General features: G+C 70.1%; 13 protein-coding genes. 6 read left to right on the top strand and 7 right to left on the bottom strand.

The annotated features are described in order from the left end of the window. Window positions 1-6: 6 nt before the first annotated feature. From ACTWJ8_RS40355 to ACTWJ8_RS40345, 3 genes are all read right to left on the bottom strand, one after another. A complete protein-coding gene (locus ACTWJ8_RS40355) occupies window positions 7-225 on the bottom strand; it encodes a hypothetical protein (RefSeq protein ID WP_443265389.1) in 219 nt (72 codons plus the stop codon). 211 nt (window positions 226-436) lie between these two features. After that, the gene (locus ACTWJ8_RS40350; RefSeq protein WP_443265388.1) at window positions 437-970 is read right to left on the bottom strand and encodes a hypothetical protein; all 534 of its coding nucleotides are present in this window, start codon (window positions 968-970) and stop codon (window positions 437-439) included. Between the two features lie 69 nt (window positions 971-1,039). Continuing rightward, window positions 1,040-1,663: a hypothetical protein gene (locus ACTWJ8_RS40345; RefSeq protein WP_443265386.1), complete on the bottom strand. Its 624-nt coding sequence runs from the start codon at window positions 1,661-1,663 to the stop codon at window positions 1,040-1,042. Between the two features lie 346 nt (window positions 1,664-2,009). Here ACTWJ8_RS40345 and ACTWJ8_RS40340 point away from each other — a divergent pair, with 346 nt between their 5' ends. Beyond that, a complete protein-coding gene (locus ACTWJ8_RS40340) occupies window positions 2,010-2,399 on the top strand; it encodes a hypothetical protein (RefSeq protein WP_443265385.1) in 390 nt (129 codons plus the stop codon). Between the two features lie 69 nt (window positions 2,400-2,468). Here the strand turns inward: ACTWJ8_RS40340 and ACTWJ8_RS40335 are convergent, their stop codons facing one another. Further along, complete coding sequence (locus ACTWJ8_RS40335) at window positions 2,469-3,467, bottom strand: DUF6083 domain-containing protein (RefSeq protein ID WP_443265383.1); 999 nt, start codon at window positions 3,465-3,467, stop codon at window positions 2,469-2,471. Between the two features lie 87 nt (window positions 3,468-3,554). Here ACTWJ8_RS40335 and ACTWJ8_RS40330 point away from each other — a divergent pair, with 87 nt between their 5' ends. Next, entirely contained in the window at window positions 3,555-5,330 is a 1,776-nt protein-coding gene (locus tag ACTWJ8_RS40330; protein ID WP_443265381.1) for a hypothetical protein, read from the top strand. A 120-nt stretch (window positions 5,331-5,450) separates the two neighbouring features. On the opposite strand, the gene ACTWJ8_RS40325 is transcribed toward ACTWJ8_RS40330, so the two are convergent. Then, window positions 5,451-7,676 carry a hypothetical protein gene (locus ACTWJ8_RS40325; RefSeq protein WP_443265380.1) on the bottom strand — a complete coding sequence of 742 codons (2,226 nt, stop codon included), beginning with the start codon at window positions 7,674-7,676 and terminating at the stop codon, window positions 5,451-5,453. A 938-nt stretch (window positions 7,677-8,614) separates the two neighbouring features. On the opposite strand from ACTWJ8_RS40325, the gene ACTWJ8_RS40320 reads away from it, so the two are divergent. Beyond that, complete coding sequence (locus ACTWJ8_RS40320) at window positions 8,615-9,244, top strand: hypothetical protein (protein WP_443265378.1); 630 nt, start codon at window positions 8,615-8,617, stop codon at window positions 9,242-9,244. 98 nt (window positions 9,245-9,342) lie between these two features. Here the strand turns inward: ACTWJ8_RS40320 and ACTWJ8_RS40315 are convergent, their stop codons facing one another. Then, window positions 9,343-9,909: an AAA family ATPase gene (locus ACTWJ8_RS40315; protein ID WP_443265377.1), complete on the bottom strand. Its 567-nt coding sequence runs from the start codon at window positions 9,907-9,909 to the stop codon at window positions 9,343-9,345. Continuing rightward, the gene (locus ACTWJ8_RS40310) at window positions 9,906-10,658 is read right to left on the bottom strand and encodes a GntR family transcriptional regulator (protein ID WP_443265376.1); all 753 of its coding nucleotides are present in this window, start codon (window positions 10,656-10,658) and stop codon (window positions 9,906-9,908) included. The genes ACTWJ8_RS40315 and ACTWJ8_RS40310 overlap by 4 nt, the downstream gene beginning before the upstream one ends. 785 nt (window positions 10,659-11,443) lie before the next feature. On the opposite strand from ACTWJ8_RS40310, the gene ACTWJ8_RS40305 reads away from it, so the two are divergent. From ACTWJ8_RS40305 to ACTWJ8_RS40295, 3 genes are all read left to right on the top strand, one after another. Continuing rightward, entirely contained in the window at window positions 11,444-12,238 is a 795-nt protein-coding gene (locus ACTWJ8_RS40305; RefSeq protein WP_443265375.1) for a hypothetical protein, read from the top strand. Between the two features lie 202 nt (window positions 12,239-12,440). After that, window positions 12,441-12,920 carry a hypothetical protein gene (locus ACTWJ8_RS40300; protein ID WP_443265373.1) on the top strand — a complete coding sequence of 160 codons (480 nt, stop codon included), beginning with the start codon at window positions 12,441-12,443 and terminating at the stop codon, window positions 12,918-12,920. Window positions 12,921-13,110: 190 nt separating this feature from the next. Then, complete coding sequence (locus ACTWJ8_RS40295; RefSeq protein ID WP_443265371.1) at window positions 13,111-13,428, top strand: WhiB family transcriptional regulator; 318 nt, start codon at window positions 13,111-13,113, stop codon at window positions 13,426-13,428. The last annotated feature ends 61 nt before the right edge of the window (window positions 13,429-13,489 follow it).

Raw genomic sequence — 13,489 nt, 5'->3', positions numbered from 1 at the left:
TGGCGCTCAGCGCTGGTCTCGGTAGCGGACAAGGGCTCGCAGCACGAGCACGAGCGCGAGCACGGCCAGCAGGTAGAAGAGGGCATTGCAGAGGTGCGCTAGACCAGTCGGAAGCAGGGACTGGCCGTCTGGCTCAGGCTTGATCTGGCCGATTGCGGTGCCTGCGGCACCGACGATGACCGCGACCGTCAGACGGCGAATGAGGGTCTTGAGGCGAGCAGCCACGCCAGCACTCCTGCTGGGGACGGGCTGCGTGTCCGGTCGGCTCATGCGTCACGCTCCTGGGCGTCGTGTCGAGTGGACTAGACGGTGTCAGATGGCACTGACAGCGGCGGCGCGCGGCAGTTGCCTTCCGCTCCCCTGCACGAGGCGTTCTCGGCAGCGCCGCGCTCGAGGTCGCTGCCTCACACGACGGGCCCCGCGCGCTGCCCCCGGGCTAGTCGGTCGTGGGGAGCGCGTCGAGGTCCTGGCGCTGGCAGGCGTCGATGACGGCGAGGGCCCGCACCCTGCTCCAGCCGCGGCACACCTTGGCGAGGTCGTCGGGGGCGTACTCGTCGTCCAGTTCGGCGTCTTCGACCTCCATGGCCAGCATGGGGCCGGGCTGCTCGATCCAGGTGACGTCGATGTAGATGCTGCGCACGATCCAGACCAGGGCCCCCCAGTGCGGCGCCGGGAGCGGGGGCAGGTCCTTCAGCTCGGCGGCGAAGAGCCGCTCCAGGGTGTCCCCCGGCAACGTATGGACGGGCGACGGGGCGCGGCGGGCGCGGGCGATCGCCTGCGAGATCGTCTTCGGGGACACGCCGAGCTCGTTGGCCAGTTGCCGGGGCCCGCCGCGGCCGCGGCGGGCCGCTTCGTCGGCGATTGCGCGGGCCCGGTCGTCCGCTCCGGCGTTGCGCTCGTCGTTGCCGTACTGGATTCTCGCCGTCGCGGCGGCCAGCCGGCCCTCAAAGTCGGACGACTGCGATGACATCTGTGAACTCCTCGTGGACAGAATGTCCTCTCCCGGGTTCCCGGGAGCAGGGATGGTGGGGGCGGCAGACTAGACGGTGAGGTCGCGGCGCACGCCGCGGAGGTATTCGTCCAGACCGTCCACGACGGCCACCTTGCTCCCGCTGCACTCGGCCAGCTCCTGCGCGATCTTCTGGGCGATCTCGTCGAGGCGTTCGTCGCTGGTCTCGGCGGTGATGCCGTACTCCTCGGCCTCGCAGCCGTTGACGGCGCCGTCGATGTCCCACTCCGCGATCAGGTCCTCGGCCGGGAAGCCCTGGTCACCGGAGACCCAGGCGTCGGCTCCGGCGTGCACGCCCAGGTGCTGTTCGATCTCTTCCTCCGCGGCCCGGGCATCCTCGCCGAGCCGGGCGACCATGTTGTTGCCGTCCCAGTGCTCTTCCCAGTCGGCAAGGATCCGGTCGGCGAGCGGGGCGATCTCGCGCATCACACGGTTCGCCGCGTCCCCGGTCAGCAAGGGGATCGCATAGCGGCGCTCGAAGCCGTGGAACACCTCGAAGGGGATCCCGCTGCCGATCACCCCGTTGTAGTCGGCCAGCAGGGTGCCGTGACGGACATCGAGTTCGATGTAGGTGTCCTGCGCCTCGTGCTCCCCGCTGAAGTGGCAGTACAGCTCGTCCGGGGTCGCGCATTCGGTGATCTTCACGCTGGTCATGGCGCATCCTCCCTGTGGGGATGGGAGACCCTGACGGGCCGCCCCCGAAGTGGCCCGGGGCGAGCGCCCTCGGACAGCCACCAAATTAGTTACCCCTAGGGGTAACTTCAACCCCTAGGGGTAACTTTCCGGCGGGAGCAGGAGCGACAGGACTGGCCCTGACGGCTCATCAACTCGGGTTGGTCCGCGGCGAGTCCAGTCCTCCTCGGCGCCACGACTACTGCGGCACCCACTGCCCCATGGCGCCCAAGACGCAGCCGCACATCGCGAACGTCTCGTGGCCTAGAGGCGGCCGACCCGGCTGCGGTACACGTACTGAAGCTGACCGACCGAGAGGGGAACCGCCGTGGCGCACAGCAGCGAGGGGCTCGGCTACCACGCTTACATCCGCACCGAGAAGGACGAGGAGAACCGGCCGGTCGTCGGTTGGGACGACGAAGGCTATGCCCTGGTTGTCGACTGGGAGACAGGGCGGCGTGTGAGGGCGATTGAGGTGGAGGGCTTCCACGCCCTCGATGACGCCACGGCCAAGCGCGAGGACGTGTGTACGGTGCTGCCCGCGCAGCCGGGTTGGCAGCTCAGGGACGCCAAGGGCCACGTGCGTCCGATCGTGGGCTGGACTGTCAACGGGTTCGGCTGCGGCGACCCTCTGGTCGTCGATACGGACGGCTGCATGATCGTGGCATCGACGAATGGTGCCAAGGTGTACGAGCCGGGTCACGATCCTCTGCACTGAGCCGGCTCCCTTGCCCGAGACCCATCCTCGAGTGCGGCCGCGCGAGGGCGGACGCCCTCGGAGTGTCCCTCACCGTGTGGAACTGCCGCGGTTTCGGCTCTGGTTGAGGGCCTGGCGGTGCCGCACGGCGCCCGCGCGCGCCGCCGCTTTGAGGTCGGCGACCGCACGCACCGGGTCTGTCGTCATCCGTGGCATCGGCCCTTCGTCTATGGCCGGGGCAGGGGGCGGTGGCGGCGTCGGCGCGCGCCGTACCGGGGCGGGCCAGGGCCCGTACGCCGAGCGGCGGGTCCGCTCGGCGTGAGCGCGCCCGAGGGCGCGGCCGTCACCGTCGAGGCAGGGGCGGCCGGCTGCGGACCTGCAGGTGGGGCACGCGACGTCGCGGGCGTCGGAGGACCGCGGGCCGGTGGGCGGGAGGATCCGGTGCCGCAGACGGCGATAGAGGCTCATGCGCTCGCGGTGGTTGGCCGTGCGGACGGCCCCGTCCTCGTGGCACAGCTCGGACCGAAACGCCCGGCATGTGGGGCAGGCGACACCCAGGACGTGATCGCGTGGCGGTGACGCCCGCAGTTCCTCGCGCAGAGCCTGCGCATCACAGAAGGCCGGCAGCCGCGGAGGCAGGAGCAGGTCCACGTCCTGCGGCGGCTCGTCGGACGCGAAGCGGTGGCGTACGCCGGCCAGCCGTGGATCGCTGCCGTGACAGGCTGCTGCGTGCTCGACACGCACGAGGTCGTCCTCGGCCTCGCGCCATCCGAGCGGGATGGCCAGTCCATCGGCCCGCACATGCCAGCGAAGGTCTTCGGGAATCGCCTCGGCGGCCACCGGGCGGGGATCGAGCACGATCTCCCCCGCCTGGGGCGTGGGATGCCGCTGCACCGCCATCTGGCAGGTCAGGCACTGGTCCCACAATCCGCATGCGTCGCCCCTCATATGCCCTACCGTGCCAGAACGGCCGCCTGTATCCGCGGTTTTCCGGCACAGCAGACGCTGCGCAATCGCGCCCTTCGACCGAGGGCGCGTGACCGTGCCGTCACGTTCGAACAGCAGCAGAATCGGATCGTGAACAGGCATCGGGCGGGGTAGAGCTCCGCCACCGGCGGCGGGGCCCGGAACCCGCCGGCTCGGCTGGAGGGCTGGGGTGACCAACATGGGGGATGCATGGGGCAGGACCGTCGGCTGATCCAGACGGCCGTGTGCGGGGCGAGCGCCGACTCCGACGAGCCGGTGGTCTGCCCCACCGAGCCCGACGAGCTCGACGTCTTCCGCCGCGATTACGCCGACACGAGGCTGTGGTGCGGCCTGCTGCTGGGCGGCTGCGGCGGCGAGCTCGCGACTCGCCGCTGCCTGGACAACCGGGTCTGCCACTTCTACCACCTGCCCGATCTCACCGGCCTGTTGCCGCCGTGCACGCGCCGGTCGCACGGCACCGGCAGCGCCGACCACCTGTACGTGAAGACCGGCACCCGCAGCTGGCTCACACAGCAGGGCCACCACCCCGCGTACCACTTCGTCGAAGACGACGAAGCACCGCTCGGCTCGATCGTCGACATCGACCTGGCCGGCCACCGCCTGCGCATCCACATGGACCCCTCGCTGCCCGCGGACTGGAACGGCACCGCCGGCGGCGAACTGATCCTGGGGCCGGGCGTCCCCGTCTCCCCCGACCGCCTGGTCGAACTCGGCTACGTCAACCGCATCCGCTTCACCACCGAAGGCTCGCGCCGAACCCTGGAGTTCGGCACACAAACCCCGCACGAGGGCACCGACTGGTACACCCCCGGCGAATGCGAGATCACCCCCGACGGACGGCTCAGGACTCCGACCGCCACCCGCATCGAGCACACCCCCACCCCTCCACCCGCTCCCTCCCCTGGGCGGCGCGCCGAGCCGGTCCGCGCACCCGTACGGGCCGCGCCACGGCCCGCCGCCCGCCTGCCGTTGCAGATCGGCGCTCTGCTGCGCCGCCTGAACACCGCCGTTCGCGCCGGCGACAGCGAACGCGCGCGGGAGCTCCACGACTTGACGAAGGAGCAGCGAGACCGATGTGAGGGTGCCGCCCTCGACCTCCTCAACGCCGTCCTCACCAATGCCGAGCGCTTCCTGACCAAGCAGCAGCGACTGCGGAGTCTGTTGTTCGGCCGGCTGAAGGAAGCCACACAGCGCCACGACCGCTCCACCGTGCGCTCTCTGCTCCCCCAGATCCAGGACTTCCTCAAGCACGACGGCCCGCCCGGCCCGGAAGAGCGAATCTTGATGGCCGCCGCCCGACGCTCGCTGCGGGCAGTCCGCGCACGGGAGACGGTCGGCGTGCCAGCAGCACGCCCGTCCGACGCGAGCGACGGATTGAGCAAGCGGCAGCGCTCAGCCCTCGGCCGCGCCCGGAGCATGCTCGGACGCCTCAACAAGAACCGTGTGACATCCGATGCCGAGCGACGCGAGCTCGTCGCGAAGCTGGCCACCGCCCTTGACGAGATCGGCGACCACCTCACCGACAGGGAACGCCGGCACGCGCAGACCTGGATCGGCCGCTTCCCTCCGCGGAAACCCGCCGGCCCCTCCCCCGCTCCTCAGAAGCCGACGCTGGCTCCGGACAAGCTCGGCTCCGCGGCCGCGGCCGTGCGTGGCGCCCTCAAGAAGGCGGCCCGCGAGGGTGCCACCACCACCTGGCGGCGCTTGGAGCAGCAACTCGGCGGAGCGCTGCCGAACATGACACACGAGGACCAGGTGCGTCTGCTGATCGCCGTCGACGAAGCGACACCGTCGGACCAGGCACTGTTGTCGAGCCTCCTCGCTGCGGCCGACACCGGCGTACGCAAGCAGTACCCGGCCATCGCTGCGGCGGCCGGGCTGGAAGTCCCTGACGACGAGGACGACTTGCGGGACGTCCTGGATGCCGATGTCCAGCAGCTCCACGCACACTGGCGGAACACCTGACCGGCCCGTGCTGCCCCGGCCGGACCGGGTCTCACGGCCTCCTGGCGCGCGTCTGGAGCGCCAACAACGTCCGGCACCGAGCCGGATGCCACGGGCGGACAAGGGAATGGGAGTTGCAGATCAAGCCACAACCACCCGCTCCATCGCGCCCGCCCGTACGGCGGCCAGCTGGTCCAGGAGCTGGTTCAGCATCCGCTCTGCCTCCCGCTGCTCGGCGGCACGGGCGGCAAGTTGCGCGTCTTCCTTCGGCGCCTGCGGGAGGCTCCGGCGGTGCGCCTCGTACGCGGCGTCGCCGGCCGCCACCGCGGCATCGCTGCGGGCCAGACGGCGCAAGGCCTGCTGTCGCCGCTCGATCCGGATACGCCGTGCGAACTGCACCTCGGCCCGCAGGCGTGCGCTCGCGGCCGCGGCGCCCTCGCCGCTCTGCTGACGGGTCTTCGCGGCGAGCAACTGCCGGGTATCGGCGTCGCACCGCTCGGCCAACGCCCGGGCCGCTGCCGGGTTGGTGAGGTCGGCGCGCACCGCGACCGCGAGGTCGACGGCATCCCGCAGCAGCCGCTGCACGCTCTCCCGATCGGCACAGCGCCCGCAGTGACCTGCCGCGTTCTGGACGCCACAGGTGCGGCACGGCTGGGCCTCGCGGGCGGCTGCCTCGGCCGCCGCCTGTGCCTGTTCACGTTCCGCCTGCTCGCGGGCCGCCTCCCGGGCCTCCGCACGCTGAGCCCGGACGAACGCGGCACGCTCGTGCTGGCGAACGGCCTCGTCGGCTTCCGCGGCGACCGTCTCGCGCAGCTGCTCCTCGAGGACCTGGCGCCGCTCGGCGGCGGGCAGGCCGGGCCGATCCCGGTCGATGCGGGCCGCAGCAGTGCGTCGGCGGGCCCGCTTCAGGTGGATCACGTTGCTGCAACCCTCGCACGGGGCGCCGGTGTCCAGCCGGATCCCGTCATCGCACCGCTCGTCGGGGCACGACGGCCGCTGGACCAGGCCGCGGCCGATCAGCCACCCGTACGGCGACGAGACCAAAGCCTCGCCACCCACCTCCACGAGACGCCGGGAGAGCCGCTCGGCCAGACGCCGCGATGCCGCATCCGGCTGCACCAACAGGCCGGTCAACCTGCCCAGTTCGGCCTTGGCCGCAGCGGCAACCTGGCCCTGTTGCCATCTGGAGAGTTGACGCCACAGCCACGACACCGGCTCCAGAGCAACCCGCACGTCAAGATCCACCGGGCAGACCTGCCGCCTAGCCACTCCCCCGCCTGACGAACCCGCCGTCGACGGCCCGGCCTGCTCATCGACCGGGGACTCATTCGGCTTTTCCCCGCGCAGCGGGCCGTCCTCGCGCTCGTGCGCGCGACCCGGCAGATCACTGGACCCGCTCCCGGCTGCGCCGGAAAAGCCCAAGGAGGACGTACGGGAAGAGACTTGAGAACCCAGGTGAGAGTGATCAGTGTGAAGGGTTGCCGTAGACGCGGGCTCTGCACCAGACGCCTGGTCAGCCTCCGAGGCTTCGTTGACCTGCGCATCTTCCGGGCAAGCCGTCCCGCGTCCCGGCTCTGCCGTAACCGCGGGGTCTGAAAAACCGCGGCCAGAGGCACCCGAGCACACCTCCCGATCATCGCCGTGCGTGTCCCGGCCATGCGCGGCCGCTACCGATGGCACAACCAGGTACGAGCGGCTCGCCAGGCCCGAACGCGTCCGCACACGCCGCCGGTAGACCACCCCACGGGCCTCAAGCCGCTGCAGCACCCGCTCCCCCGCCGACGCCTTGCACCCCAGGAGGCGAGCCACCGTCGCCGCTGCGCGGCCACGCCGGGTATCCACCGCGCCGCCGCACAGCCGCACCCGTCCGTTCGCCCGTGCCTCCAGCACAAGCAGCAGAGCCGCCAGGCGGTCAGTCGCCGCGCCCCGGCCGGTCCGCGCCTCCCGATCGGGGCCCTCCCCGAGCAGCCCGGCAGGGGTGACCCGCCCGTCCCGGTGCTTCCAGCCCGGTCCCATCACGGCCTCGAGCAGCCGCAGCAGCGTCGCGAACTCCCGCTTCGCCAACCTCAACGGGTGACCCACCCGGTCTCGAGCAGACCACAACGGCAGAACACGGCACCGCAGGCCGGCGTCCTGGCCGACCTCGCCCTCCGCGGTCTTCACCGAGACCACCCCCGAGCGGCGCAGCCCGGGCACGACCATCGAGGCGACGTACGACGTCGACAGCCCGAGCCACCTGCCCAGCTCACTGGTCCAGATGTCTACTACGCCCGACTCCGACGGAGTCCGGGCTGCCAGCACCACCACAGCCAGACGCACGGAATCGGGAGCATCCTTCAGTCCATCAGCGTTCAGCAGCTCGCGCACGGCCGTGCCCAGCCGAGCTCGCGCGTCTCGGCCCAGAGCGAGCGGATGCCCCGCCGGGCGCTTAGGGCCAGGACCGGCGGTCGACGGCACGAGGCGCAGCCCGCTGCGCGGCTGAGGAAGCGGCGATGCGGTGCTCCAGGCCGGGCGGGCGGTCGAGGAAGCGGCTGCCGCCGCGCTCCCAGTCATCGGAGAGCCCCCCACCCCAGCTGGACGCAAAACGGGAAAACAGGGCAAGCCGTGTCAGCGGCCTGCGTCACGCACGCCGCAGCAGGCCCCCAAAAGCCCATCAAACGGGCGCAGGCGGGCTGGCAGAAGCGCCAGCAGTAGTGCAGAATGACAGCGTCCTTCCACGGAGAAGGGCATGAAGAAGCCCCTCGGGTGCTTCTGGTTCTGGCGAACCGAGTACGAACTGTTCGACCGGCGGCTACCGGGCGGACAATCCCTTCAGGGGGACGGCGAATCCCTCTGGTGGCAGATGGGGTGCCAGATCAGGCGACGGCGAATCGCTTGAGGACTGGCCCCCGGCGGCGAATGCCGCCCTTCTTCTAGATCACCTCGATCTCCCTTCGGGGAGAGGTGTGTCCGTAGGCAGAGGCGTACGGAAGCGCAACAAAGGCACCCTCCAGCCGGAGCGACGCGCTGGTCATCGCTGCAACGGCAGTGGGTGCCTGGGGTGAGTGTCGTAGGGCACGGGTACCCTGGAGCATGTCGAGACCTTCTCTACTAGGGTCTGCGGCCGGGCCCCGGAGTGCAGCCTCGCGGGGCCTCAGCATGTCGGTATTGATCTTTTCACCGAACACAGTACCTCCCCCGCGATCCGAAACGACACCCCGGCAACACCCGTGTCGGTGCTTGTGTAGGGCGATTTGACGGCTCACCAGACGCGCGACGTTCCCCTCCGGTGAAACGGCGGAGTGCCACCAGGCATGATGAGCGCCATGCACGCGACGCCGACGACTGATCCCCTGGACGTGGCCACCTTCGCCGGCCCAACACAGCAGCGCCGCTACAGCGCCGCCATGTGGAAGATCAAGGCAGAACGCGAGCCGGGCGCACCTGTGCGTGTGTACATCAGCGCTGGCCCCAAGGTCATGGAAAGACCTCAATGGGACGGCTGGCGGGAGCAGATCACGGGAGCTCTGCCTGAGGGAGTGGAGGTCCTCGACTACCGCAACGTCTTCGGCGACGACCGGCCGTACGACCCGAACGACTGGAAACAGCTGGTCAGCACTCTCGACGGCCTCATCGTCGTCGGGAAGCAGAAGAGGGCCGGCAGTCGCGTCTACCTCCTCGGCCCGGTTGCCCGCCTCGAACTCCGCTCTCTCATCGCTCACAAGCCCGTCCTGCTCTGGGGGCACCACCAGGGGCTCATCCCGGTCATCGACTGCAAGAGCCAGGTCATGACGCGGCCAGACGCCGCCCCCAGGCTGAAGTTGATCGCCCCCAAGCGCTGGAAGCGGGACGCGGACACGCTGCAGGCTGCCATCGGCGCCCTCACCCCGGGCCCTGCCCAGGGCGGTGAGCCGGTGACCGCTGTTGACAGGCCCTTCACTGGTCCTACTCGCTAAGCCGCCGCCGCAGGAGACCCGAAGAATGGGCAGACCTACGGGAGTTCTGGGCCCATGGCCCCCATGGGGCGTAGACAAGTGTGAGAGGCGCGTGCGAGTCATGTGGGGCCGGCCTCCCCCGTTCTCAAGGCACGCAGAACCGCATCGACAACACCGGTAAACCGGACGTGGGGCTCGTCTGCGCCAGGAGGAACGAACCGGCCAGCGTGCCGCCTCAAGTCGCTGTAGGAAAAGAACATGGCGTTCGGGTCGTCGAGCGTCTGCTCGTTCCTCTTCTCGATGCGCTCCCACAGGACGTCCAGGTCGGCTGGCAGATAGACCAGGACTGCAACGCCACCAGCTTGCTCGACCAGGGAGCGCCACTCATGGCGCTCCTGCGCAGTCCACAGGCCGTGATCAAGAACCACATCGTGCCCGGCGGCGATCTGGCGACTGAGATCCCGCGCGACCTGTTCAAGCACGGGAGCCTCCCGCACCTTGTACTCGCCGCGAGGGAAGTCCGTGCCGTAGTGCCCGTGCTCCTTCCAGACTCGCTCGTCTGGACAGATGCGAAGCATCCCGGCGCTCTCCAAGGCACGGGCAAGCGTGGTCTTCCCCGACCCCGGCAGGCCGGTCATCAGCACACAGTGCGCGCCGAAGGACGAGGTGGACCCCGCAGAGCTCAAAGCACTACCTCCGAGGTCTCCTTGCGGATCCGCCCCGGCGCGCCCAGGTCGACGCCGTACTCGATCGGCACCTCGTCAGCGTCAAGGAACAGCGACGTCAACACCAAGATGGCCGCCACCGTGTCGGGCTCAAGGCCGAGCTTGAGGCGATCAGAAGCGTCGGCCAGCCTGGATGCTTGGGTTTCCTCACGCTTCACCGCCACGCGCCCTGTCTTCTGCGCGATCACATTCAGAGAAGTGCCGCCTCTCAAGCGCTCGGGCTCGAGCAGCGCCGGGATGGCCTCTGCGAACTCCCTCGGGATCCAGGAAGTGGAGTGGGCGATGATGCCGTGCGTATCGCGGTACACGCGTGTCCGTCTCACCACGCGCGAGCCCTCATCGATTCCCAGGTTCTGAGCCACGTCGGCCGGTGCTTTGACCAACTCGGCTGTGTGGGAGTCCGAACTTTCACCGTTCCCCCAGGAGGAGCCGGTTCGGCGGCCTCGGTCCGTGCGCTCGGTGCCACTGGAGACAGGCAACGGCATTCCAACGACCCGTGAACCAATGCCGGGCGTGGCACGCACCAGGCCCTGCTCGCGCAGCGTACGCACGGCCTTCTCCACGGTTGCCTTGCTGACGCCGTGAAGTTCTCGCATCTCTACATGGCTGGGGAGCCGAGCTCCGACAGGGAGCTCACCTGACTCGATCTTCTTCCTGTAGATGGCTGCGATCCGGGCGTAGGGCGCCAGATGAGCGAGCCCTTCCTCCATGCGACTCCCCTTCTCTGAATTTCGGCCGACCCTAGCCTAGCGCTTGGCACCCTAGGGTACCCTAGGGTACTGTCATGTTCGAGCGGTCGGGAGGACGCAACCGCCCCACTGCTCACGGCCACCCCAAGTGCCTTTGCACCCGCGGCCTTGAGAACTCCACAGCGTGATCCACCACCGCACTACAGCCGTGACCACACCGGCCTAGGTGAGTGGAGACCCGTCGTCAGGTGCCATTACCTCCAGGTGGTGGCAGCCGGCATGTGCCAACTGACCATCAGGCGCCGCCCTTTGGTGTAGGGGCGACGCCCCGGGAGCTGTAACAGGCAACCGGGTGCTCATTACTGATGCGAGCGCAGAGGGCCGACAGCCTCACGACGAAAAAGAACGACGCGCCACTCCCCCACGACCCTTCGGAACCTGGTTCATCCGGAGGCGAGGGACCGCGTCGAACCGAGGGCACCTTGGCTCCCTCGTCAGATAAGCCGAGCAGCACGGAGGAAGCGGCCGCGCACTGCACCTACACCGCATCCTGTGCTGCCCGTCGCCGAACGGCCCCTTCAGTCGGGTCGTTCGACGGCGGCGTGCATAGGGGCCCCGATCAACGAACCATGAAGGAAGACAAAACGGCGCAACGGGCAGGGGCGCGCGACGCGCCGAACCCCGGCGCCGTGCCTGCTGATCGCCCCGGACGAACGACCACGGCCCCCGTCCTGCCCCCCACAGGGGGGCAGGACGGGGGCCGTCGCTGCTCGCAAGAGAAGTCACCACACGATCAAGGAGCCAGCATGCTGGGACACACCTTCCGCGTCACGACCGACGAGTTGAAGGAGATCTTCACCCGCCGGATCGCTCCCTACCTGCCCGCCCAGTTCGAGAAGGCGGAGCCCCACCCCTCGGGTTGGGGGAACAGCTACACCTTCAAGCCCTTCACCGGAGCGGAGCCCAAGCCCGAGGAGCCGTACGACCGGTACTCCAAGGACCTGAAGCTCGCCTACAAGTTCGAGGACGAGTTCCACGGACGTGAGGTGGCGACGGAGGACGAGTACGAACTCCGCGAGAAGGCCCGCCACTTCCTCGACCAGGTCTACGACGAGGCCCGCACGCGGTGGCGCAACGCCAAGTACGTGCGCGACCTGAAGCAGATCCTGGGCAACGGGGAGGCCACCGCGGCCTGGAAGCGCTGGGAACAGGCGCAGCGCGCCGCCGACGCGGCCTATGGCTACCTGCGCAAGCCCGAGGCCACGCCGGAGTGGCAGTCCGCCGTGGCCCGCCTCCTGGACACGCACAAGGAACTGGCCGCCGCCGCGGAGGCCTTCGACGCCAAGGCGGAGCGGATCGCCTGGGCGCACAAGGAGAACTCCTGCGAGGAGGGCTACGGCTACGTCGAGGCGCTCCGGGAGGCGGGCTTTCCCGAGGCCGCGGAGTGGCACGTCGCCGAGCCCGAGGACTACGCGCCCACCTACGGCTACCGGGCACGCGAGGCGAAGAACCTTCAGGCGCAAGCCGCCAGCTTGATCAAGAGCCACGAGGACGACGTGGCCAAGATCGGCCGCCTCTCCGGGGCCCCGGCCAGCGCCTGAGCCCTCCGCTCGGCGGCCGCATATCAAGGCGGTACATCCGCCCCACTTCCTGTGCTGCCCGTCGTCGACCGCCCTCTCCCCGAGGCCGGTCGGCGGCGGCGTGCGCAGGGCGCACGGCCGACGGAACACGTCGGCAAGGCGACGGCCCCGAAGCTCTCACCTTCCGGGGCCGTCCAGTCAACGGACCTTTAGGGAGGCTCCCTTGACCAGCACGATCATGACACGCCCCGGAGTCCGCGCGGTACAGGCCGCACACAACCCGGAGTACGCGTGCCAGCGCTGCGGCCACTTCCACAGCGGACAGTGCGCGAGCGCCGCCGTCGACGAGTTCCACCGCCTGGTCGCGGACATGGTGCGTCACGCCGACGCCCAGGTCCCCGCCGGCCGACGGGCGCGCCGAACGCTGCAGGAGATGGCGCCCGGCTACGAGCGCCAGCCGATCCTTACGCTGCACCGGCCGACGATGGCCGACGACGCGTGCGTCCTGTGCGGACGCTGGAACTGCACGGGCACCGACTGCCCGCCCAACAGCGCCGTCCCGGCCCCTGCGCCCGTCACGAGCGGCGGAGGAATGCAGTGCGAGAGCTGCGGCGCCTGGCTCGGCGCCGCCCCGGCTGCCACGGTCCAGCCCGGAAGGCCGACCGCCTGGCGGTGCGCGGCGTGCTCCGCGCTCGGGCTCTGATGCCACACCTCATACACGCGGCTCGGGCGGCGCAGCACCGCGCCGCCCGAGCCGCCTCCCGCATCGGCGTCACCCACCCGCGCACACGGCTGCTTCTCGCCGCCGCTTCGATCGCGGCAGCCGCCGCCTGGGAGGCCGGTCACCGCGTCACCGACCTCCACACCACAACTGACCACCACAGACACGGCCCATGACTCGCCTGGAGGCCTCCGTGCACGCCATCATCCGCACCGCCGCGTACCGCAACCGCGCCCTGTCCACCGCGGCCCCCGCGCAGCCGCGCCCGGCCTGCGCCGACGAGGATCCCGACCTGTTCTTCCCCGACGGGGAGACCGGCCCGGCCCTGCTGGACATCGCCGAGGCCAAGAAGATCTGCCGCCGCTGCCCGCTGATCGCGCAGTGCCTCAAGGACGCCCTGGACCGAGATGAGTCCGGCGTGTGGGGCTGTACCTCCGAGCAGGAGCGCAGCCGCATCAAGAGGAACTCCGCCCTCAGCCACGCTGCCTGATCCGCTACCGCACCGGCCGCCCTGCATGTGCGGCCGCGCCCCGATCGGAGGGCCTCATGCA

Source organism: Streptomyces sp. SDT5-1 (genome assembly GCF_052245995.1).
Classification (GTDB): domain Bacteria; phylum Actinomycetota; class Actinomycetes; order Streptomycetales; family Streptomycetaceae; genus Streptomyces.
This window is presented reverse-complemented; position numbering and strand designations above follow the sequence as displayed.

What these genes read in the sequence shown, in the direction of transcription:
- ACTWJ8_RS40350 (WP_443265388.1), bottom strand. Translation starts at nt 970, where the DNA reads ATGTCATCGCAGTCGTCCGACTTTGAGGGCCGGCTGGCCGCCGCGACG.
- ACTWJ8_RS40345 (WP_443265386.1), bottom strand. Translation starts at nt 1,663, where the DNA reads ATGACCAGCGTGAAGATCACCGAATGCGCGACCCCGGACGAGCTGTAC.
- ACTWJ8_RS40335 (WP_443265383.1), bottom strand. Translation starts at nt 3,467, where the DNA reads ATGCCTGTTCACGATCCGATTCTGCTGCTGTTCGAACGTGACGGCACG.
- ACTWJ8_RS40330 (WP_443265381.1), top strand. Translation starts at nt 3,555, where the DNA reads ATGGGGCAGGACCGTCGGCTGATCCAGACGGCCGTGTGCGGGGCGAGC.
- ACTWJ8_RS40320 (WP_443265378.1), top strand. Translation starts at nt 8,615, where the DNA reads ATGCACGCGACGCCGACGACTGATCCCCTGGACGTGGCCACCTTCGCC.
- ACTWJ8_RS40310 (WP_443265376.1), bottom strand. Translation starts at nt 10,658, where the DNA reads ATGGAGGAAGGGCTCGCTCATCTGGCGCCCTACGCCCGGATCGCAGCC.
- ACTWJ8_RS40305 (WP_443265375.1), top strand. Translation starts at nt 11,444, where the DNA reads ATGCTGGGACACACCTTCCGCGTCACGACCGACGAGTTGAAGGAGATC.
- ACTWJ8_RS40295 (WP_443265371.1), top strand. Translation starts at nt 13,111, where the DNA reads ATGACTCGCCTGGAGGCCTCCGTGCACGCCATCATCCGCACCGCCGCG.